The 20,858-nt window shown below is 74.7% G+C and carries 19 protein-coding genes; 9 read left to right on the top strand and 10 right to left on the bottom strand.

Translation table 11 applies throughout. The features are described from left to right. Together EDF38_RS10945 and EDF38_RS10950 are read right to left on the bottom strand one after the other, a co-directional pair. Window positions 1-1,290 carry an O-acetylhomoserine aminocarboxypropyltransferase/cysteine synthase family protein gene (locus tag EDF38_RS10945; RefSeq protein WP_123355450.1) on the bottom strand — a complete coding sequence of 430 codons (1,290 nt, stop codon included), beginning with the start codon at window positions 1,288-1,290 and terminating at the stop codon, window positions 1-3. 66 nt (window positions 1,291-1,356) lie between these two features. Then, entirely contained in the window at window positions 1,357-3,027 is a 1,671-nt protein-coding gene (locus tag EDF38_RS10950) for a dolichyl-phosphate-mannose--protein mannosyltransferase (RefSeq protein WP_123355451.1), read from the bottom strand. A gap of 58 nt (window positions 3,028-3,085) precedes the next feature. Here EDF38_RS10950 and rsmI point away from each other — a divergent pair, with 58 nt between their 5' ends. The 6 genes from rsmI to EDF38_RS10980 all read left to right on the top strand — a co-directional run bounded on the left by rsmI (window position 3,086) and on the right by EDF38_RS10980 (window position 9,044). Then, window positions 3,086-3,913, top strand: a complete 828-nt coding sequence (gene rsmI, locus EDF38_RS10955; RefSeq protein WP_123355452.1) for a 16S rRNA (cytidine(1402)-2'-O)-methyltransferase — start codon at window positions 3,086-3,088, stop codon at window positions 3,911-3,913. 75 nt (window positions 3,914-3,988) lie between these two features. Continuing rightward, window positions 3,989-5,557: a methionine--tRNA ligase gene (metG, locus tag EDF38_RS10960; protein ID WP_123355453.1), complete on the top strand. Its 1,569-nt coding sequence runs from the start codon at window positions 3,989-3,991 to the stop codon at window positions 5,555-5,557. 89 nt (window positions 5,558-5,646) lie between these two features. Next, window positions 5,647-6,549, top strand: coding sequence for a TatD family hydrolase (locus EDF38_RS10965; protein ID WP_123355966.1), 903 nt, complete (start codon window positions 5,647-5,649; stop codon window positions 6,547-6,549). Next, window positions 6,549-7,469, top strand: coding sequence for a 16S rRNA (adenine(1518)-N(6)/adenine(1519)-N(6))-dimethyltransferase RsmA (gene rsmA / locus EDF38_RS10970; protein ID WP_123355454.1), 921 nt, complete (start codon window positions 6,549-6,551; stop codon window positions 7,467-7,469). Before EDF38_RS10965 ends, rsmA begins: the two co-directional genes overlap by 1 nt. An 82-nt stretch (window positions 7,470-7,551) precedes the next feature. Further along, entirely contained in the window at window positions 7,552-8,091 is a 540-nt protein-coding gene (locus EDF38_RS10975) for a hypothetical protein (protein ID WP_123355455.1), read from the top strand. Window positions 8,092-8,105: 14 nt separating this feature from the next. Further along, on the top strand, window positions 8,106-9,044 hold the full coding sequence (locus EDF38_RS10980; protein WP_123355456.1) for a 4-(cytidine 5'-diphospho)-2-C-methyl-D-erythritol kinase: 939 nt from the start codon (window positions 8,106-8,108) through the stop codon (window positions 9,042-9,044). A 15-nt stretch (window positions 9,045-9,059) separates the two neighbouring features. On the opposite strand, the gene EDF38_RS15925 is transcribed toward EDF38_RS10980, so the two are convergent. Beyond that, the gene (locus EDF38_RS15925; RefSeq protein ID WP_158613360.1) at window positions 9,060-10,796 is read right to left on the bottom strand and encodes a hypothetical protein; all 1,737 of its coding nucleotides are present in this window, start codon (window positions 10,794-10,796) and stop codon (window positions 9,060-9,062) included. Between EDF38_RS15925 and EDF38_RS10990 the strand changes: the two genes are divergently transcribed. Then, window positions 10,795-12,093 carry a ThiF family adenylyltransferase gene (locus tag EDF38_RS10990; RefSeq protein WP_123355457.1) on the top strand — a complete coding sequence of 433 codons (1,299 nt, stop codon included), beginning with the start codon at window positions 10,795-10,797 and terminating at the stop codon, window positions 12,091-12,093. The two genes, EDF38_RS15925 and EDF38_RS10990, sit on opposite strands and share 2 nt — an antisense overlap. Window positions 12,094-12,172: 79 nt before the next feature. On the opposite strand, the gene EDF38_RS10995 is transcribed toward EDF38_RS10990, so the two are convergent. The 7 genes from EDF38_RS10995 to EDF38_RS11030 all read right to left on the bottom strand — a co-directional run bounded on the left by EDF38_RS10995 (window position 12,173) and on the right by EDF38_RS11030 (window position 18,900). Then, window positions 12,173-12,481 (bottom strand): MoaD/ThiS family protein, encoded by a 309-nt coding sequence (locus tag EDF38_RS10995; protein WP_233572394.1) that lies wholly within the window; start codon window positions 12,479-12,481, stop codon window positions 12,173-12,175. A 2-nt stretch (window positions 12,482-12,483) separates the two neighbouring features. After that, window positions 12,484-13,596, bottom strand: a complete 1,113-nt coding sequence (gene moaA / locus EDF38_RS11000) for a GTP 3',8-cyclase MoaA (protein WP_123355458.1) — start codon at window positions 13,594-13,596, stop codon at window positions 12,484-12,486. A 389-nt stretch (window positions 13,597-13,985) separates the two neighbouring features. After that, window positions 13,986-15,206 (bottom strand): ABC transporter ATP-binding protein, encoded by a 1,221-nt coding sequence (locus tag EDF38_RS11010; protein WP_123355460.1) that lies wholly within the window; start codon window positions 15,204-15,206, stop codon window positions 13,986-13,988. Further along, a complete protein-coding gene (locus EDF38_RS11015) occupies window positions 15,203-16,021 on the bottom strand; it encodes an ABC transporter permease (RefSeq protein WP_199734700.1) in 819 nt (272 codons plus the stop codon). The genes EDF38_RS11010 and EDF38_RS11015 overlap by 4 nt, the downstream gene beginning before the upstream one ends. Before the next feature lie 7 nt (window positions 16,022-16,028). After that, window positions 16,029-16,862, bottom strand: coding sequence for a molybdate ABC transporter substrate-binding protein (gene modA, locus EDF38_RS11020; RefSeq protein WP_123355461.1), 834 nt, complete (start codon window positions 16,860-16,862; stop codon window positions 16,029-16,031). Next, window positions 16,859-17,368 carry a molybdopterin-binding protein gene (locus EDF38_RS11025; RefSeq protein WP_123355462.1) on the bottom strand — a complete coding sequence of 170 codons (510 nt, stop codon included), beginning with the start codon at window positions 17,366-17,368 and terminating at the stop codon, window positions 16,859-16,861. The genes modA and EDF38_RS11025 overlap by 4 nt, the downstream gene beginning before the upstream one ends. 44 nt (window positions 17,369-17,412) lie before the next feature. After that, window positions 17,413-18,900 (bottom strand): glycosyltransferase 87 family protein, encoded by a 1,488-nt coding sequence (locus EDF38_RS11030; RefSeq protein ID WP_123355463.1) that lies wholly within the window; start codon window positions 18,898-18,900, stop codon window positions 17,413-17,415. A 66-nt stretch (window positions 18,901-18,966) separates the two neighbouring features. Between EDF38_RS11030 and EDF38_RS11035 the strand changes: the two genes are divergently transcribed. Together EDF38_RS11035 and EDF38_RS11040 are read left to right on the top strand one after the other, a co-directional pair. Continuing rightward, on the top strand, window positions 18,967-20,346 hold the full coding sequence (locus tag EDF38_RS11035) for a molybdopterin-dependent oxidoreductase (RefSeq protein WP_123355464.1): 1,380 nt from the start codon (window positions 18,967-18,969) through the stop codon (window positions 20,344-20,346). After that, entirely contained in the window at window positions 20,343-20,816 is a 474-nt protein-coding gene (locus EDF38_RS11040; protein ID WP_123355465.1) for a hypothetical protein, read from the top strand. Before EDF38_RS11035 ends, EDF38_RS11040 begins: the two co-directional genes overlap by 4 nt. Window positions 20,817-20,858 lie beyond the last annotated feature (42 nt).

A 20,858-nucleotide genomic window follows, 5' to 3' on the forward strand; every position in this document is an offset into this window, starting at 1 on the left:
TCAGCCCTTCGTCGCGGCGGCGAGCGCCTGGTCGAGGTCGTCGATGATGTCGGCCGGGTCCTCGATGCCGACGCTGATGCGCACCGAGCCGGGCAGCACGCCCGCGTCGACGAGCTGCTGCTCGCTGAGCTGCGCGTGCGTGGTCGACCCGGGGTGGATGACGAGGGTCTTCGCGTCGCCGATGTTGGCGAGGTGGCTCGCCAGCTCGACCGACTCGATGAAGGTGCGCCCGGCGGGCCGGCCGCCCTTCAGCTCGAACGTGAAGACCGAGCCCGGGCCCTCCGGCAGGTACTTGGCCGCGCGGTCGTGGTGGGGGTGGTCGGGCAGCCCGGCCCAGCGCACGCGCTCGATGCGGGGGTCGGCGTCGAGCCACTCGGCGACCTGGCGGGCGTTCTCGACGTGGGCGCGCATCCGGAAGGGCAGGGTCTCGACGCCCTGGGCGAGCAGGAAGGCCGAGTGCGGCGCGAGGGCCGGGCCGATGTCGCGCAGCTGCTCGGCGCGCAGCCGCGTGAGGAACGCGTACTCGCCGAAGTTGCCCGACCAGTTGAGGCCGCCGTAGCTCGCCACCGGCTGGTCGAAGAGCGGGAAGCGCTCGCTGTCCCAGGCGAAGCGGCCCGACTCGACGACGACGCCGCCGAGGGTCGTGCCGTGACCGCCGAGGAACTTCGTCGCCGAGTGGATGACGACGTCGGCTCCCCACTCGATCGGGCGGTTGAGGTAGGGCGTCGCGATGGTCGAGTCGACGATGAGGGGGATGCCCGCGGCGTGCGCGACCTCGGCGAGGCCCTCGAGGTCGGCGATCTCGCCGGAGGGGTTCGCGACGGTCTCGACGAAGAGCAGCTTCGTCGCGGGGGTGATCGCGGCCGCGTAGTCGGCGGGCTCCGCCGACTGGACGAACGTCGTCTCGACGCCGAAGCGGCGGAGGGTCACGTCGAGCTGCGTGATCGAGCCGCCGTAGAGGTTCGCGCTCGCCACGATGTGGTCGCCGGCCCCGGCGAGGCTCGCGAAGGTGATGAACTGCGCGCTGAGCCCGCTCGAGGTCGCGACGGCGCCGAGGCCGCCCTCGAGGCTGGCGATCCGCTCCTCGAAGGAGGCGGTGGTCGGGTTCGCGAGGCGGCTGTAGATGTTGCCGTACTTCTGCAGGGCGAACCGCGCCGCGGCGTCGTCGGTGTCGTCGAAGACGAACGCGCTCGACTGGTAGATGGGGAGGGCGCGGGCACCCGTCACCGCGTCGGGGATGTTGCCCGCGTGGATCGCCCGCGTGCGGAAGCCGTACTCACGATCTGCCATGCGCCAACGCTAGCCGCTGCCCGTCACGCGGAGACCCAGGAGGTAACAGGGCGTCGCAGTCGCGGGCTACTTCCAGGACGGGATCCAGTAGTGCAGGCGGATCCACTCCCAGTCCTCGAGCTGGGCCGTCCACATCGGGTAGAAGAAGATCGTCACGGCCACGGCGAGCACGACGACGATGGCCGTGACGCCGATGCCGCTGCGCCTCCGGTCGATCGGGTCGGTGCGGTCGCCGAGGACGATCCCGAGCACGGCGGCCAGCCCGAGCAGCAGGTAGGGCTCGAAGGCGATCGTGTAGAACTGGAACACCGTGCGGCCCGAGTACGCGAGCCAGGGCAGGTAGCCCGCCGCCACGCCGACGAGGATCGCCCCGTGGCGCCAGTCGCGATGCCGCACGAGGCGGTAGAGCAGGTACGCGCAGGCCGCCACGGCCGCGTACCAGATCACCGGGTTCGCGATCGAGGTGATGGCCTCGCCGCAGCGCGTCACGTCGCACGCCCCCTGGCCGAGGTCCGAGCCCTGGTAGTACATGCTCGTCGGCCGCAGCATCAGCAGCCAGGTGAACGGGTTCGCCTGGTAGTCGTGCGGGGTCTGCAGGCCGATGTTGAACGCGTAGACGCCCGCCTCGTAGTGCCAGAAGTTCTGGACGACGTCGGGCACCCAGGCCAGGGCCCCCGTCCAGCGCTCGCCGCCCTCCTCGACCCAGTGCCGGTAGTAGCCGCCGTCGGTGACGAACCAGCCCGTCCAGCTCGCGAGGTACGCCACGAGGGCGATCGGCACCGTCAGCAGGAAGCTCACCGGGGCCTGCTTGAAGAGGGTGCCCGAGAGCCAGAACTCCACGCCGGCCCGGCGCCGCGCGAGCATGTCGACGACCACCGTGTAGAGCGCGAACACGGCGAGGAAGTAGAGGCCGTTCCACTTGACGGCGGTGGCGAGCCCGCACATCAGGCCCGCCGTCACCAGCCAGGGACGAGCCCAGAGGGCTGGGCCCCAGGCGGTGTCGCGATCGGCGGCGCGCCTCCTCGTGGCCCAGTCGGCCAGGCGGGCCGCCGACGAGCGGCGGTCGAGCAGCACCGCCCCGAAGGCCAGCAGGCCGAAGAACATGACGAAGTCGTCGAGCAGCGAGACCCGCGACATCACGATCGCGTGGCCGTCGATCGCCATGAAGAAGCCCGCGAGGGTGCCGACGAGCGTCGAGCGGAAGAGCCGCGAGCCGATCACCGCGACGAGGGCGACGGCGAGGATGCCCACGATCGCCGTGCTCAGCCGCCAGCCCGCCGGGTCGGCGGGCCCGAGCGCGGCCATGCCGAGCGAGATCAGCCACTTGCCGAGCGGCGGGTGGGCGACGAACGACGGCGCCGGCAGGAAACCGTCGGCCCCGCCCTGCGCGAACGTCGCGTCGTAGTCGGCCGGCCACGAGCCCTCGTAGCCGAGCTCGTGGAGGGTCCAGGCGTCCTTGACGTAGTAGGTCTCGTCGAAGACGAGCGTGCCCGGCGTGTTCAGGTGCCAGAGGCGCAGCGCGGCGGCGAGCAGCGTGACGGCGAGCGGGCCGCCCCAGGCCCAGGCACGCCGGCGGCCGGGGGTCGAGAGCATCCGGCCCCACCAGCGGTCGAGCCACGTGGAGGCCTGTCGCGCGTCGGCGGCGGGAGGGGCCGCGACGACGGCCTCGCCGGGGCTCTCGGGGCGGCGGTCGTCGGTCACGAGCGCGTCGAACGCGCGCTCGCCCGGGGTCGTCATCGGGCCATCGTAGGGGCCGCCGTCGTGCCGACGCCGCGCCCCGGGGGAGAATGGCCGGGTGATCGTTCTGGCCGCCACCCCCATCGGCAACCTCGGCGACGCCTCGCGCCGCCTGGTCGAGACGCTGAGCAACGCCGAGGTGGTCGCCGCGGAGGACACGCGGACCGCGATCCACCTCATGCGGGCCCTCGGCGTCGAGAACCGGCCCCGCCTCGTGGCGCTGCACGAGCACAACGAGCGGGAGAAGGCCGCCGAGCTCGTCGAGCTGGCCCGCACCGTCGACCTCGTCGTCCTCACCGACGCCGGCATGCCCGCCATCAGCGACCCCGGCTTCCCGCTCGTCGAGGCGGCCGCGGCGGCGGGCGTCACCGTCACGGCGATCCCCGGGCCGTCCGCCGTGCTCACGGCGCTCGCCGTGTCGGGCCTGCCGACCGACCGCTTCAGCTTCGAGGGGTTCCTGCCGCGCAAGCAGGGCGACCGCCTGCGCGTGCTCCGCGCCCTCGCCGACGAGCGTCGCACGATGGTCTTCTTCGAGTCGCCGCACCGCCTGGCCGAGTCGCTCGGCGACGTCTCGACCGCCCTGGGGGCCGACCGCCGCGTCGTCGTCTGCCGCGAGCTGACCAAGCTGCACGAGGAGGTCCGCCGCGGCCCGGCCGCCGAGCTCGCGGCCTGGGCGGCCGAGGGCGTCCGCGGCGAGATCTGCGTCGTCGTCGAGGGCGCCCCCGAGCGCGAGTTCGACCTCGACGCCGGGCTCGCGCAGGTGCAGGCCCTCGTCGCCGACGGCGCCCGGCTGAAGGAGGCCGCCTCCGACGTGGCCGAGGCCACCGGCCTGTCGAAGCGCGACCTCTACCAGGCGGCGCTGGCGGCGAGGCAGCCCCGCCCCTGAGGCCCTCCCGGGCCGTCCCGACGCGGAGGCGCGGGCCGCGTCCCGGCGTCGGTGCCCGCACCTAAGATGGTCACCATGCCCGCCGGCGACTCCTTCTTCATCGCAACGCCCATCTTCTACGTCAACGACGTGCCGCACATCGGCCACGCCTACACCGAGGTCGCGGCCGACGTGCTCGCCCGCTGGCACCGCCAGCGCGGCGACGACACGTGGCTGCTCACCGGCACCGACGAGCACGGCCAGAAGATCCTCCGCACGGCGACGAGCCACGACGTCACGCCGCAGGCGTGGGCCGACAAGCTCGTCACCGAGTCGTGGAAGCCGCTGCTCGAGACCGTCGACATCAGCAACGACGACTTCATCCGAACGACCGACGAGCGCCACGAGAAGGGCGTCCAGCGGTTCCTGCAGAAGCTCCACGACGACGGCTACATCTACCAGGGCGAGTTCGAGGGCTCGTACTGCGTGGGCTGCGAAGAGTACAAGCAGCCCGGCGACCTCGTCGACGGCGTCGGGCCCTTCGAGGGCGAGCTCGTCTGCGCGATCCACTCGAAGCCCGTCGAGCTCTTGAAAGAGAGCAACTACTTCTTCCGCATGAGCGACTTCGAGCAGCGCCTGCTCGACCTCTACGAGCAGCAGCCCGACTTCGTGCAGCCGGAGAACGTCCGGAACGAGATCGTGCAGTTCGTCAAGCAGGGCCTCCGCGACCTGTCGATCTCGCGCCAGACGTTCGACTGGGGCGTCAAGGTGCCGTGGGACGAGAAGCACGTCGTCTACGTCTGGTTCGACGCGCTGCTCAACTACGTCACGGCCATCGGCTACGGCGTCGACGCCGAGCAGTTCCGGCGCCGCTGGCCGGCCGTGCAGCTCGTCGGCAAGGACATCGCGCGCTTCCACGCCGTCATCTGGCCCGCCATGCTGATGGCCGCGGGCCTGCCCGTGCCGAAGGCCGTCTTCGGCCACGGCTGGCTGCTCGTCGGCGGCGAGAAGATGTCGAAGTCGAAGCTGACCGGCATCGCGCCGCAGCAGATCACCGACGTCTTCGGCGCCGACGCGTTCCGCTACTACTTCATGCGCGCCATCACGTTCGGCCAGGACGGCAACTTCTCGTGGGAGGACATCGCCGCCCGCTACCAGGCCGAGCTCGCCAACGGCTTCGGCAACCTCGCGTCGCGCGTGATCGCCATGATCACGCGGTACTTCGACGGCACCGTGCCGGTCGCCGGCGAGCTGACCGACGCCGACCTCGCCGTCCGCGAGACCGAGCTGCGCGTCACGGCCGCCGCCGACGCCGCGATGGAGCGCTTCGCGATCAACGAGGCCCTCTCGTCGATCTGGGAGCTCGTCGACGTGCTCAACGGCTACATCACCGAGCAGGAGCCCTGGGCGCTGGCCAAGCACGACGACCAGCGCGACCGGCTGGCCACGGTGCTCGCGACCGCCCTCCGCGGCCTCGGCACCCTGACCGTCCTGCTCGCGCCGTTCATGCCGACGGCGACGCAGACCCTCTGGCTCTCGATCGGCCAGGGCGAGCTCACGAGCCAGCCCGTCGACCGTGCGGCCGAGTGGTCGAGCGCCCCCGAGGTGCAGCCCCTCGCCGCGGGCCTCTTCCCGCGCATCGAGCAGCCCGAGCCGGCCGCGTGAGCGACGTGACGGGTGCCGACCGCCGCGGCGCGGACGGACGGAGCGCGGGCGGGCGGGGCACGGACGGGACGGGAACCGAGGCGACGTCGGTGCACGTCCGGCACCGCGCCTCCACCGAGTCCGGGGGCCAGACCCGCGACCTGACGTACCCGCCGAGCCCGCAGGCGCTCGTCGTGCCGGTCTACGACAACCACACGCACCTCGAGATCGCCGACGGCGAGAACTCGCTCGACTACCGCGAGCACCTCGACCGCGCCTCGAGCGTCGGCGTGCGCGGGGTCGTGCAGGTCGGCACCGACCTCGAGACCTCGCGCTGGTCGGCCGAGATCGCGGCCCGCGAGCCGCGGGTGCTCGCCGCCGTCGCGCTGCACCCCAACGAGGCGCCCGCCCTGGCCGCCCGCGGCGAGCTGGCCGACGCCCTCGCCGAGATCGACGAGCTGGCGTCGCGACCGCGCGTCCGGGCCGTCGGCGAGACGGGCCTCGACTTCTTCCGCACCGGGCCCGAGGGACGCGACGCCCAGCGCGAGTCGTTCATCGCACACATCGAGATCGCGAAGAAGCACGGCCTCGCGCTCCAGATCCACGACCGCGACGCGCACGACGAGGTCGTCGACACGCTGCTCGAGGTCGGCGCCCCCGAGAAGACGGTGTTCCACTGCTTCAGCGGCGGCCCCGAGCTCGCGTCGATCCTCGCCGAGAACGGCTGGTACGCCTCCTTCGCCGGCACGGTGACGTTCAAGAACGCCCAGCCGCTCCGCGACGCGCTCGTGCAGCTGCCCCGGCACCTCGTCATGGTCGAGACCGATGCGCCGTACCTCACACCGGTGCCGTACCGGGGCCGCCCGAACGCGCCGTACCTCGTGCCGCACACCCTGCGGTCGATGGCCGAGACGATCGGCACCGACGTCTCGATGCTCGCCGCCCAGATCTCGTCGACCACCGAGCTGGTCTACGGCTCGTGGACCGACGAGCCCGTGACGGTCGAGGGCTGATGCCGCGCGCCACCCTGCTCGGCCCCGCCGAGATCCGCGACCTCGCCGACCTGCTCGGCATCCAGCCGACCAAGAAGCTCGGCCAGAACTTCGTCCACGACGCCAACACCGTGCGGCGCATCGTCGCCGCCTCCGGCGTCGGCGCGGGCATGAGCGTCGTCGAGATCGGCCCGGGCCTCGGCTCGCTCACCCTGGGCCTGCTCGAGGCGGGCGCCGAGGTCGTCGCCGTCGAGATCGACAAGCGCCTCGCCGAGCAGCTGCCGAAGACCGTCGGGCTGCTGCAGCCCGCGGCCGACCTGTCGGTCATCGTCGACGACGCGATGCGGGTGGTGCAGCTGCCGAGCGAGCCCACCCACCTCGTCGCGAACCTGCCCTACAACATCAGCGTGCCGGTGCTGCTGCACTTCCTCGAGCACTTCCCGACGCTGCGGCGCGGCCTCGTCATGGTGCAGGCCGAGGTGGGCCTGCGCCTCGCCGCCGAGCCCGGCTCGAAGGTCTACGGGGCCCCGAGCATCAAGGCCGCCTGGTACGGCGAGTTCTCGACCGCGGGCCAGGTCAGCCGCCAGGTCTTCTGGCCGGTGCCGAACGTCGACAGCATCCTGGTCGCCTTCGACCGGACGGAGGCGCGGGGCACCGAGGCCGAGCGCCTCGCGGTCTTCGCCCTGGTCGACGCCGCCTTCCAGCAGCGCCGCAAGATGCTGCGGCAGTCGCTGTCGAGCGTCTACGGCTCGTCGGCCGCCGCCTCGGAGGCGCTCGTCGCCGGCGGGCTCGAGCCCACCGAGCGGGGCGAGCAGCTCACTGTCGACGACTTCCTCGCCGTGGTCCGCGCGAGCGGGCTCGCCGATCGCGGCGTCGCCCCGCGCGGGGGAGCGGCCTGGACGCCCGACGTCGAGTCCGGCGACGGCCCGACGGGCGACTGAGGCGGCTGCCGTGACGCCGCGGGGTGGACGGCCGGGCGCCTCGGGCGGGGCGTCGGGCGGGGCGTCCTCCCGGGCCGCTGGCGTGCGCCGGACCGACCAGACCGTCAGCGACGCGCGGCTCGCCTCGGGCACGGGACGGAGCGCCGAGCAGTGGTTCGCCCTGCTCGACGGGGCGGGCGCCCGCGAGCGGTCCCACGCGCAGATCGCGCGCCTCCTCGTCGACGAGTTCGAGGTGGCCGCGTGGTGGGCCCAGAGCATCACGGTGCGGTACGAGCAGGCGCGCGGCATGCGCCTGCCGGGGCAGCAGCCCGACGGGACGTTCGAGGTGTCGGTCAGCCGCAGCCTGCGCGGCGAGCCGCTCGAGCTGCTCGAGCTCGGCGTCGTGCGCTTCGCGGCCTACGCGGGCGGGCCGCCCGAGTCGACGAGCCGGTCGGCGGCGCACCCCACGGCCCGCTGGACGCTCGAGCACGGCGACTCGCTGCAGCTGCGGGTGAGCCCCGGCGGGGGCGGCAAGTGCGCCGTCAGCCTCACCCACGGGCGCCTCCGGCTGCCCGAGCGGGTGGAGCCCGTCCGGGAGCGGCTGACGGCGGCGTTCGGCGTCATGACCGACCGACAGAACTGACTAGGTTGGTCGTCATGACGTCGTCGACCGCCCCGACCGTGGTGCACACCCGCGCTCCGGGCAAGATCAACGTCTTCCTCGCCGTGGGCGACCTCCACGACGACGGCTACCACGAGCTCGCGACGGCCTACCAGGCCGTCTCCCTCTACGAGGACGTGCGCGCCCGCCACGCCGACGGCTTCTCGGTGCGGGTCACCGGCGGCCCCGGGGTCGACGTGGCCGGGGTGCCGACCGACGGCACCAACCTCGCGGTGCGGGCCGCGCGCCTCCTCGCGTCCACCACCGGGTACCGCGGCGGCGTCGACCTGCACATCGACAAGGCCGTGCCCGTCGCCGGCGGCATGGGCGGCGGCTCGGCGGACGCCGCGGCCACGCTGCTCGCGTGCGACGCCCTCTGGCAGACCGGGCTGAGCCGCGACGACCTGCTGCACCTCTCGGCCGAGCTCGGGGCCGACGTGCCCTTCGCCTTCGCCGGCGGCACGGCCGTCGGCACCGGCCGCGGCGACGAGCTGAGCCCCGCGCTGGCGAAGGGGCACTTCCAGTGGGTGCTCGCCCTCGCCGACTTCGGCCTCTCGACGCCGACGGTGTACCGCGAGCTCGACGAGCACCGGAGGCGCCACCACGGCGACATCTCGCCGGTGCGTCAGCCCGTGGTCGACACGGCCGTGCTGCAGGCGCTGCGGGCCGGCGACCCGGGCATGCTCGCCGAGGCCGTGCACAACGACCTGCAGGCCCCGGCGCTGCACCTCGAGCCGGGGCTCGGCGACGTCATCGAGCTGGGCGAGCGCAACGGCGCCCTCGCCGGAATCGTCTCGGGGTCGGGACCGACCGTCGCGTTCCTCGCGCCGGACCTCGACGGCGCGCTCGAGCTTCAGATCGCGCTCAGCGCGGCGCGGCTCACCGTCGTGCGGGCCACCGGCCCGGTGCACGGCGCCCGCGTCGTCGCCGACTGACGCCCGCCGCGCGGCTCAGCGCACGTAGCGCAGCACGTTCGTGCGCGTCAGGCCCCACTCCTGGTCGAGGTGGAAGCCGACCGACCCGAGCTCCTCCGTGACGCGGGGCCGCCAGTCCTGCTTGTCGCTCGTGACGAGCCAGACGACGTCGAGGTCGGCCGTGCGGTCGAGCACGTCGCCGAGGTCGTGCTGGGTCTCCCACAGGCCGTCGGTCTCGGCGCCGGGCGTCTCGAGGGTGAAGTCGGACATGCCCACGAAGGCGTCGGGGTAGGTGTCCTGGATGATGCGCGAGGTGGCCTTCGGGTGCCGTCGCACCGGGCCGTACACGATGCCCTCCTCGGTGCCGGCGGGCTCCGTGGCCCGCTCGCGGGCGACGAGCGCGGCGACCTGGTCCCACGCGGCCTTGTCCTTCGCCTCGGGCTGGCGCTGGGCGACGTAGCCCGGGGCCGTCAGCACGACCGCGACGAGCAGCACGAGCGCGATCACCCGTCGCCACGGGATCGCGGCCACGGCGACGGCCATCGTCATCGCGACCGCCGGGGTGCCGAAGGTGAGGTAGCGCGGCGAGTAGAGCGGCGAGGCGACGAGCGAGACGGCGATGAGGCCGATCGTCGGCACGAGCATCCAGGGCAGCACGACCTCGGCGAGGCCCCGGGCGGCCGGGGCGAGCCGCAGGGTCAGCACGACGACCGTGGCGCCGAGCAGCAGCAGGGCGAAGACCGCGAAGTTCTCGTCCTGGTAGAACCACTGCGTCACGAGCACGCTCCGCAGCGTGCCGAAGGTCGGGCGCTCGATCCAGCTGACCTGGCCGTTCTGGCCGGCGATGAACCAGGCGAGGGGCAGGCTCGCGAGCCCCGCGACCGCCGCCCCGGCGAACCAGCCGACGAGGGCCCGGCGGGAGGACCGGACGCTCGGGCTCGGCACCGCGATCGAACCGGTGCGGGCCCACTCGTCGACCCGAGCCTCCTCGGCCCGGCGGTCGCGGTGGTCGCGCAGCACCCGCACGAGCATGGTGACGGCGTGCCCGACGACGAGCAGCGCGAGGTAGAGGAAGAACGCGGCCGAGACGACGGCGAGCACGGCGTACGCCACCCACCACCCGACGACCGAGCGGTGCGTCCGGGCCACGCCCGCCTCCGAGGTGCGCCGCGCGGCGACGACGAGCACGAGCGTGAGGCCGACGGCGAGCATGGCCGAGAGGGCGTACGAGCGGCCCTCGCCGCCCATCCACGTCACCCGCGGCAGCAGCACGAAGAGCAGGCCGGCGACGACCGCGGTGCGCCGGTCGACGAGGATCCGCGTGAGGGCCACCGTGAGACCGGCCGCGACGCCCGTGACGATCGCGCTCGGCACGCGCAGCGAGACCGGCGAGTACGGGAAGACGTCGAACCAGAGGTGCATCGCGGCGTAGTACGCGGCGTGCACGAGGTCGACGGTGTGGATCATGGCCCAGAGCTGGCCCCAGGTGCGGGTCGCCGAGACCACCGTGGCGGCCTCGTCGTACCAGACCGACGGCACCCAGAGGAAGGCGCCCGAGACGATCGTGCCGAGCAGCCCGATCAGCACGGCGTCGGCGTGACGGGAGCGCAGGAGGCGCGCGCCGGCCGAGCGCGGAGGTCGCGTCGCGCCGTCGCCCGCGTCGCCGCGCGGGGCCGGGTCCCGGCGGGCGGCGGGGTCGCCGGCGACGTCGGGGGTCGCGGTTACAGTGGTCGGGGTCGTGGAGCCCGCGGCCCGTCCTCGGAGGTCTGCCATGTCGTCACTGCCCCCTCTCGTCTCGTCTGTCGGTGCCGGGCGTCGCGCGCCGGGCGGCACGTCGACGGAGGCCGACGAGCGGTGGTCGCGCAGCGTGCGCCTGCCCGGGTTCGGGCTGGACGCCCAGGCCCGCCTGATGGCGGCGCGGGTGCTCGTCGTCGGGGCCGGCGGGCTGGGCGCACCGGTCGTCAACTATCTCGCAGCGTCCGGTGTGGGGACCCTGGGAGTCGTCGACGACGACGTCGTCGACCGCTCGAACCTACAGCGTCAGGTGCTGTACGGACCTCACGACGTCGGGCTGCCCAAGGCGCGGGTCGCCGCCGAGCGGGTGCGCGCGACGGCGCCCGACACGACCGTCGTCGTCCACGCCCTGCGCCTGACGGCCGAGACGGCGTCGATCCTCGACGGGTACGACCTCGTCGTCGACGGCAGCGACTCGTTCGACACCTGCTACGTCGTGGCCGACGAGGCCGCCGCCCGCGGGCTGCCCGTCGTGTGGGGCAGCGTCTCGCGCTACGACGGCCAGGTCAGCGCGTTCTGGGACGACGCCCCCGACGACCGCGCGGTCGACTACCGCGACCTGCACCCCTCCGCCCCGGCCGGCGGCTGGGACGAGTCGTGCGCCGACGTGGGCGTGCTCGGCCCGCTCTGCGGCACGGTCGGCTCGGTCATGGCCTCCGAGGCGGTGAAGCTGATCACCGGCGTCGGCGAGCCCCTGCTCGGCCGCGTCGTCACGATCGACGCCTCCGCGGGGTCGTGGCGCGAGAGCCGCCTGCGCCGGGCGCCGCACCGGGCCGCGGCGCGGGCTTCGTCGAACGCCGCCCGCCGGGCCGGGCTCGACCCGGGGCACGACGCAGAGGCCGACGCGGAGGCGCGGGTCGAGCCGAGCGGGGCGGTCGCGTCCTCGGGGGGCCGGGGCGCGCCTCCGGCGCCCGAGGGCACGCGCAGCCCCGACGTCTCCGCCGACGACCTCGCCGAGCTGCTGGCCGCGCGCGACGCGGGCGAGGCCGCGTTCACCCTGCTCGACGTGCGGGAGCCCGACGAGCACGCGTTCGCGCACCTGCCGGGCGACGTCCTCGCGCCGGGCTACGGGCTGCGCACGAGGCAGCGTCCCGAGCTCGACCCGGCCGTGCCCGTCATCGCCTACTGCGCACGGGGGCCCCGGGCGCGGGCGGCGGCCGACCTGCTCGTCGCCGACGGCTTCGACGTGGCGGTGCTCGACGGCGGCATGCTCGGGTGGGAGCTGCGATCGGCGGGCCGGGCGACGGACCGGGCGGCGGGGACGCCCCGGTCGTAGGTCGCGGGCCGACCGGGCCGGGCCGGACGGGGCGGGCTCGGCCTCCGACCCCGGGCCGGGCCGTGTCGTCGGTGCGGGCTCAGCCGCCGGCGAAGGGCGGCATGACGTCGACGACGTCGCCGTCGGCCACGAGTTGCTCGCGGTCGCGCGTCGTCACGCCGTCGACGAGGAACGAGCAGCGCAGCAGAACGTCGCGCCAGTCGGCGGCCGACGTGCCCTCGGCGGGCCGGACCGCCAGGAGGAGTCGCCCGACCGTGGGGGTCTCGCCCGCGGGCACCTCGACGACCTGCTCGTCGTGGCCGACGGCGGCGCGGGCGGCCGCGAAGAACCGGAGGGTGGCGCGGGTCGCAGCCGAGGTCGGGTTCGGGGTGGGGGTCAGGGCGCTCACGGTCAGCCGCCGATCGCGCTCATGCTGCGGAGCGGCTGGACGAAGTCGTCGCGGTCGATGCCGTGCGAGGCCGGCTTCGCCCACATCGCCCCGCGCCACAGGTCGGCGAGCGCGACGTCGTCGGCTCCCGCGCGCATCGGGTCGCGGAGGCCCGTCTCGGCGTCGCCGAACAGGCAGCTGCGCACGCCGCCCTCCGCGGTGAGGCGGGTGCGGCGGCAGTCGCCGCAGAACGGCTCGCTGACCGAGGCGATGATGCCGACGGTGCCGTGCAGGTGGGCCTCGGTCCCGAGGCCGACCGCGTCGAAGCGCTCGGCGGGGGCGCCGTCGCGCGGGGCGGCGTGCGGGCTGAGCACGAAGCGCTCGGCCAGGCGGCCGCGGATGTCGTCAGCCGTCACGAAGGAGGCGCGGTGCCAGGTCCGGTCGGCGTCGAGGGGCATCTGCTCGATGAAGCGCAGCTCGTGGCCGCGTTCCAGCGACCAGGCCAGCAGGTCGGCCGCCTCGTGGTCGTTCACGCCGGGCAGCAGCACGGCGTTGATCTTGATCGGGGTGAGCCCGGCCTCGGCGGCGGCGTCGACGCCGGCGAGCACCTTGTCGAGGAACGGGCGACGGGTCAGCGTCGCGAACGTCTCGGCGTGCAGCGAGTCGAGCGAGACGTTGATGCGGTCGAGCCCGGCGTCGGCGAGCGCCCGGGCGCGCTGGGCGAGCCCGATGGCGTTGGTGGTGAGGGAGATGTCGGGCCGCGGGTCGAGGGCGGCGACGCGTCGGACGATGTCGACGAGGTCGGCCCGCAGGAGCGGCTCGCCCCCGGTGAAGCGCACCTGGCGGACGCCGAGCTCGCGGACCCCGATGCTCACGAGACGGACGATCTCGTCGGCGCTGAGGGCTTGGTCCTTCGGGAGCCAGGGCAGGCCGTCGGCCGGCATGCAGTAGGTGCAGCGGAGGTTGCAGCGGTCGGTCAGCGAGACCCGCAGGTCGGTCGCCGTCCGGCCGAAGCGGTCGAGCAGCCCGGGGGCGGCGTCGGACGCGGGCCGGGGCGGGAGGGCCGAGCCCGCGGCGGCCGTCTCGCCCTCGGCGAGGCGCCGCGGGATCGTGGGGAGGCCGAGCGAGATCGTCATCCGTCGAGCGTAGGCGACGACGGCGCGCGGCGCTGGTGTCACGGGCTGGGCTCGGGCGATCTCGCCGCCGGGCTCGCACCACCTCGGCCCGCCAGGACGCTGCGACTCGGTCAGCACATTTCGCCCCCGGGCGAATCCTCCGCCCCGATGCAGCGGGTGTGCCGGGGGCTCCGTTCCGCCTGGCGGCGAGACAGCGCGAGAGCGCGCCCGTCACCCTGCGCCGGTGCTCGTCGCCGTGCGCCTGCGCCTGCGCCTGCGTTCCGTCGACGTCTCGGCCGTGTCGGAGTTCATGGTGATGCCGCGCCGCCTCGTCCCGCGCCCCGCGCCCCGCGCCCCGCGCCCCGCGCACCGAGACCGCGACGTGGCGGCTCGGGCGCGATCCGGCCCGCTCAGGCGATCGTGACGCGCGCCGGGTCGAGCTGCAGCCCCACCCGCGCCCCGAGGCGGAGCCGTGCGGCGGCGGCGGTCGCGAGGGGGAGCTCCGCGGTGGCGGACAGGGCCCCCTCGTCGGTGACGACGGTCACGGCCAGGCGCGAGAGGCGCTGCTCGACGCGCACGACGTGAGCCGGGACGGGGGAGGGGGACGCGCCTCCCGACGGCATCTCGGTCGTCGCGGCGGGCGTCGGGGTCGACGGGGCGGACGACGAGGTGAGGGCCGCTCCGTCGAGGTCGACGAGCGAGACGGCCTCGACCGGGAACGACACCCGCGACGGCCCGGGCGCCGCCGGCAGGGCCGACCGGACGACGAGCCCGCCGGGCAGCCCGGCCGACGAGCCGGCCCCGCCGCCGTCGCCCCGCGCCCAGGTCGGCCGCCAGAGCGTCGCTCCGGTCAACGACGCCACGTACGGCGTGTGGGGATCGGTGAGCACGGCGGTCGGGGTCCCGTGCTGCACCTCGACGCCGTCCTCGAGGACGACGACCCGGTCGGCCAGGGCGACGGCGTCGACGGGGTCGTGCGTCACGAGCACGGTCGCGGCCGACACGTCGCGCAGCACGTCGCCGAGCGCCGAGCGCAGCAGCACCCGCGACTCGGCGTCGAGCGCCGCGAGCGGCTCGTCGAGCAGCAGGAGGCACGGGTCGGGAGCCAGCGCCCGCGCCACCGCCACGCGCTGTGCCTGGCCCCCCGAGAGGGCTCCCGGCGTCCGCCCGGCGTGCTCGGCGAGGCCGACGCGGGCGAGCTCGGCCCGGGCCCGCGACCGGGCGTCGGTCGCCGGGACGCCCCGGGCGCGGAGGCCGAAGGCGACGTTCTCGAGAGCCGAGAGGTGGGGGAAGAGCCGGTAGTCCTGGAAGACGGTGCCGACACGCCGAGAGCGCGCGGGGACGTGCACGACCCGGCGACCGTTCGGTCGGCCGTCCCGCACGCCGTCCGGGGCGGACGCCGAGCCCGAGTCGAGCACCTCGCCGTCGAGGACCACGGTCGACGACCCCGCCGGCAGCAGGCCGGCGAGCGCCGACAGCACGGTCGACTTCCCCGCGCCGTTCGGCCCGAGCAGGGCGACGACCTCTCCCCGGGCGACCTCGAGGTCGAGCGCGACCGCGAAGCCGCCGCGGACGAGTCGCAGCCGGGCGACGAGCCCGGCAGACCCGCCGCCGGCCGACCCCCCGCTCACCGCACCCCCGTCGTCAGCCACCGGTCGCGCAGCAGCAGCAGCACCCCCACGCCGACCGCGAGCAGCACGAGCGAGACGGCGACCGCGCTCTCGGGGTCGCTCTGCTGGGCCAGGTAGACGCTCGTCGGCAGGGTCTGGGTGCGTCCGGGGAAGGTGCCGGCGAAGGTGATCGTGGCGCCGAACTCGCCGAGGGCCCGCGCGAAGCAGAGCACGGCCCCCGCCGTCACGCCCGGTGCCACCAGCGGCACCGTGACCCGGCGGAAGGTGTACCAGCGCGACGCCCCGAGCGAGGCTGCGGCGCCCTCGAGCCCGCGGTCGACGCCGCGCAGCGCGCCCTCGACGCTCAGCACGAGGAACGGCATGGCCACGAACGTCTGCGCGATCACGACCGCCGCGAGCGTGAACGGGATCGTCACGCCGAACGCCGCGTCGAGCGGGCGTCCGAGCAGTCCCGTGCGACCGAGCAGGTAGAGCAGGGCGATGCCGCCGACGACGGGCGGCAGCACGAGCGGCACGGTGACGACGGCGCGCAGCAGGCGCCGTGCCGGGGCCGGCCAGGCGTCGCTGGCCGTCAGCAGCCACGCGAGGGGGACCCCCAGCAGGAGGCTCGCGACGGTCGCCAGCACCGCGCTCGTCACCGAGACCCGCAGCGCCTCCACCACGGTCTCGCTGGCGAGCCGCGGCGCGAGCGTGGTCCACGGGGCCCGGGCGAGGAGCGCGACCGCGGGCAGCACGAGGAGGGCCAGCCCGAGCAGCGCCGGCACGAGCACGGCGACGGGCAGACGGGTGTCGCCCGGGGCGCGGGTCCGGGCCACGGCGTGCTCAGCCGACCGTGAAGCCGGCGGCGGCGAGGGCGTCCTGGCCGGTCGACGACAGCACGTGCTGCAGGAAGGCGTCGGCGAGCGCCGGGTTCGGCGCGTCGACGAGTCGGCCCGCGAGGTACGACGTCGTCGGGGTGGAGTCGTCGCCGACCTCCACGCCCTCGACCGCGTCGCCCGCGGCCTCGACGTCGGTCCGGTAGACGAGGGCGGCGTCGACCTCGCCGAGCTCGACCTTGGTCAGGGCGCTCTTCACGTCGGGCTCGAGGGTCGCGGGCGTCACGCTGACGCCCGCGGCGTCGAGCACGGTCGTCGCGAGCGCGCCGCACGGCACCTCGGCGGCGCAGAGCGCGACGGTGACGTCGGGCGAGGCGAGATCGGCGAGCGAGGCGACGTCGGCGGGGTTGCCCGGCGGCACCGCGATCTCGAGGCGGTTGCGCGCGAACGTGGCGGGCTCGCCCTCGACGAGCCCGGCGTCGGTCACGGTCGTCATCGTCGCGGCGCTGGCGCTGAAGAAGTCGTCGACGGGGGAGCCCGCGGTGATCTGCTGGGCGAGCGCGGAGCTGCCGCCGTAGCTGAGGGTGACCGTCGTGCCGGGGTTCGCGGCCTCGAAGTCGGCCGCCAGGGCGTCGAAGGTCTCGGTCAGCGACGCGGCCGCGAGCACGGTGATCTCGCCGGTGAGGCCCGGCGTGGCGCTCGCGCCCACCGTGCCGTCGGCGGTCGCGTCGTCGCCGGCGCCGCTCGACGAGCACGCGGCCAGCGTCAGCGCCGCGACCGCCCCGAGCGCGGTCAGGGCGGTGCGGGAGGAGGAGGCGCGGGTGCGGCGCAGGGTCGTCATCGGTCGTCCTCGGTGTCGGTGTCGGTGGTGGTGCCGGTGCCGGTGCCCGTGCCGGTGGTGGTCGGTCCGGCCTCGCCGAGCCGACCGAGCGTCACGCTGACGTTCGTCGCCTTGGCGCTCGCCACGACCGGGCTGCCGATCTCGAGCCCGAGCTCGTCGGCGGCCTCGCGGCTGATCAGCGACACCACGCGGAACGGGCCGGCCTGCACGTCGACCTGGGCCATGACCGCGTCGCGGACGATCGCGGTGACGACCCCGGTGAAGCGGTTGCGCTCGGAGACCGTGGCCCCCGAGTCGTCGCGGTGCGCGGCCGCGGGGGCGGCGGCCCGCGCGGCGTCGGCCTGCTCGCGGGCGAGCCGGGCGAGCTGGCCGCCGGCCACCACGAGACGCCCCCCGGCGCCGGCGACGAGGTCGAGGCGGCCGGAGTCGGCCCAGCGGCGGATCGTGTCGTCCGAGACGCCGACCAGCGCGGCGGCCTCGCTCACGCGGTACCAGGTCTCGGGCATGCCTCGATCCTACGTGCAGCACCGCACATGCGGTGACGTGTGGCCTATCGCTCCGCGGCTGCGGCCGTTGTCGACCGTGGTCGTCGGACGGAGCTCGGCAGCTCGCGCACGCGCCCCGGCAGCTGCCGGATCCGTCTTCCCTCGTCGAGCACGACGTCGGCGAGGCGGTCGAGCCACCCCGGCCCCGACCGCACGATCGACGCGAGCACGATGACGAGCACCGCCGCCGCGAGCGACGACTTCTGCAGGGCCATGCCGGGCTGCAGCTGCCGGACGAGCAGGGCGACGGGGATCGCGAGCCACTCCCACCGTCCGGTGAGCGCGACGAACGGCACGAGCAGCAGGGCGTACCAGGGGTAGCGCGGACTCACCGCGACGAGCGTCACGCCGATCATGACGAGCTGGCCGAGCCACGGGTCGGCCGGGGGCGTGCGCCGCCAGACGACGACGGCCGTGACGAGCAGCACGAGGGCGACGACGGGCGTGGCGACGGCCTCGGGCACGAAGGCCGAGGCGAAGACGAAGCGGCTGCCGTCCTCGTAGCCCTCCTCCGTGAGGTAGCCCGGCAGGTAGCCGAGCACGCCGAGGCCGGTCGACAGCACGTACGGCACGTAGAGCAGCAGGAATGTGACGATCGACGCCACGACGACCTTCCACGGCTGTCGGCGCAGCAGGGCCGGCGCCGCGATCACGGGGATGAGCTTCGTGGCGATCGCCGCCCCGAGCGCGACGCCGCCCCGCCAGCGCTGTCCGGTCGCGACGAAGAGGGTCGCCGCGACGACGAGCACCGCCCCGAGCAGGTCGACGTGGGAGTTGGTGACGCCCTCGCTCATGACGAGCGGGCACCAGCCCCACAGGGCGGCCCAGCGCGGGTCGAGCCCGCGGCGGCGGAGGGTGACGAGCAGCGCGATCGTCGTGCCGAGCACGAGCAGCGCGCCGGTCAGCTGCAGCGGGAAGAACTCGGCGTCGGGTCCGACGACCGCGCGCACGCCCCAGAAGTACAGCTCGGCGGCCGGCGGGTAGATCGTCGGCACCTCGGGCCGGTTGATCGCCGTGCAGACCACGTCGCCCGTCTCGGTGTCGTACGCCCGGTGGATCTGCCGGTCGGGCCGACTGCAGCGCTGCCCGATCGTGCCGTCGTCGCGCGTGAAGTCGGCCGCGGGCGGGAAGATCCACTCCGGCCGCAGGTCGCGCAGCTCGCCCGCGTCGGGCGTGTAGGCGTAGGGGGAGGTGCCGTCGACCTGCACGATGCCGTCCCAGGCGTAGCGCGCCGGGTCGGTGCTCGTGTTCGGCGGGCCGGTGAGGGCCGCGGCGCCGACCAGCGCGGTGCCGGCCAGCACGAGCGCCGTGACGGCGCGGGCGGGCACCCGGCGCAGCAGCAGCACCGCGAGGGCGAAGAAGCCCCAGCACACGGCCGTCCAGACGAGGTAGTCGCCCCGCAGGTCCTTCTCGAGGAACCCGATGCTCGCGATGCCCCAGGCCACCGAGACCGCCAATCCGGCGACGGCCACGGCCGCGAATAGAGTACGCACGCGACCAGTCTGGACGACGCCGCCCGAGAGGGCTCGTCGCGGCACCACGATCAGGACGAAGCACCCATGAGACAGCTGCTCTTCACCCTCCGCACGGCGGTCTCCTCACCGACCCGGAACGCGCGCACCGCGACGGTGCTCGGCCGGCTGCTCGGCGCCCTCTTCGTCGTCTGCCTGCTGACCGGCCTCTACAGCCACTTCCTCCAGGAGCCCGCCGCCTGGATGCGCTTCCCGACCCGGCCGACCTGGCTCTACCAGGTGTCGCAGGGCGTCCACATCACGGCGGGCATCGCCTGCATCCCCCTGCTGCTCGGCAAGCTGTGGGCCGTCTTCCCCCAGCTCTTCCAGTACCCGTTGGTGCGGCACCCCGTCCAGCTGCTGGAGCGCGCCTCCATCGCCCTCTTCGTCGCGTCGTCGCTGCTGCAGCTCGTCACGGGACTGCTCAACACGTACCAGTGGTACCCCTGGCCCTTCCCGTTCAAGCAGGTGCACTTCGCGCTGTCGTTCGTCATCATCGGCTCGCTCGCGGTGCACATCGCCGTCAAGCTGCCGCTCATCACGCGGTACTGGCGAGCGCGCGACAGCTACGACGAGCGCGGCGTGTTCGTCGAGCCCGACGGCGCGCTCGACCCCGCGCGGGCCGAGCACACGGCGACGCGTGAGCTCGCCGCCCTCCGGGGCCGGCAGGAGGCGCGGGTCGCGTCCCGACGACGCCCCGCCCCTGAGGCGCCCGCCCCCGCGCCCGCTGCCCGGGCCTCGACGCCGGCCCCGGGCCTCCGCGGCCTCGTCGGCCGGGTCGCCCGGTGGATCGACACGGCCCGCGAGGGCGACGGCGAGCCCGCCCGGGTGCGCGTCTCGCGTCGCGGCTTCTTCGGCGCGATCGGCGTCGCGACCGGCGGCGTCGTCGCGCTCACCGCGGGGCAGTCGTTCGCCGTGCTCTCGCCGCTCAACGCCTTCGGCCCGCGACAGGCGGGCCTCGGCCCGAACGACCTCCCGATCAACCGCACGGCCGCCGCGGCGAAGGTGCTCGAGACCGCGATGGACCCCGACTGGCAGCTGACGGTGTCGAACGGCTCGCGGTCGCGGGCGTTCACCGCGGCCGACCTCGAGGGGATGACGCAGGGCGACGAGCGCCTCCCCATCTCGTGCGTCGAGGGGTGGAGCCAGACCGCGTCGTGGCGCGGCGTGCGGCTCGTCGACCTCATGGCGCTCGTCGGGGCGCCGGCGGACGCCCGCCTGAAGATGACGAGCCTCGAAGAGCGAGGAGGCTACCGCGTGATGCTCATGGGCCCCGAGTACGCCACCGACCCCGCGACGCTCGTCGCGCTCGAGCTGAACGGCGAACGGCTCGACATCGAGCACGGGTACCCGGCGCGGATCATCGCGCCCGGGCGGCCCGGGGTGCTGCAGACGAAGTGGCTGAGCACGATCGAGGTCGTCCGATGACCGCCCCCGGCGTGCCCGCCTCGACGGGCCGCGGCGTCCGCGTCGCGCGCGCCGTGCTGGTCGTCGTCGGCGTGCTGCTCATCGCGCTCGGCGGCTACGTGCTGACCCAGACGGTGCGTCCGAACCGCTACGGAGGACTCCTCGTCTGGCTGATCGGCTCGGTGATCGTGCACGACGCGATCCTCGCCCCGCTCGTGGCCGGCGTCTCGCTCGTCGTCCGCCGTGCAGGGCGCCGCGTCCGGCCGGCCGTGCTCGCGATCGTGCAGACCGCCGTCGTCGTGGGGGCGATCCTGTCGATCGTCGTCGTGCCCGAGATCATCGCGAAGGCCCGCGGCACCAAGAACGACACCGTGCTGCCCTTCGACTACGGCGCGCGCCTCGGCGTCATGTGGCTCGTGATCGCCGTGCTCACGGCGCTCGTCGCGACGGCCTGGGTCGTGCTCGCCCGCCGCCGCGAGGCCCGGCGCTAGGACGCGACTCGGCGCGGTCCGCCGCCAGACGGCCCCCCGCGC

This window comes from Frigoribacterium sp. PhB160 (assembly GCF_003751785.1).
GTDB lineage: Bacteria > Actinomycetota > Actinomycetes > Actinomycetales > Microbacteriaceae > Frigoribacterium.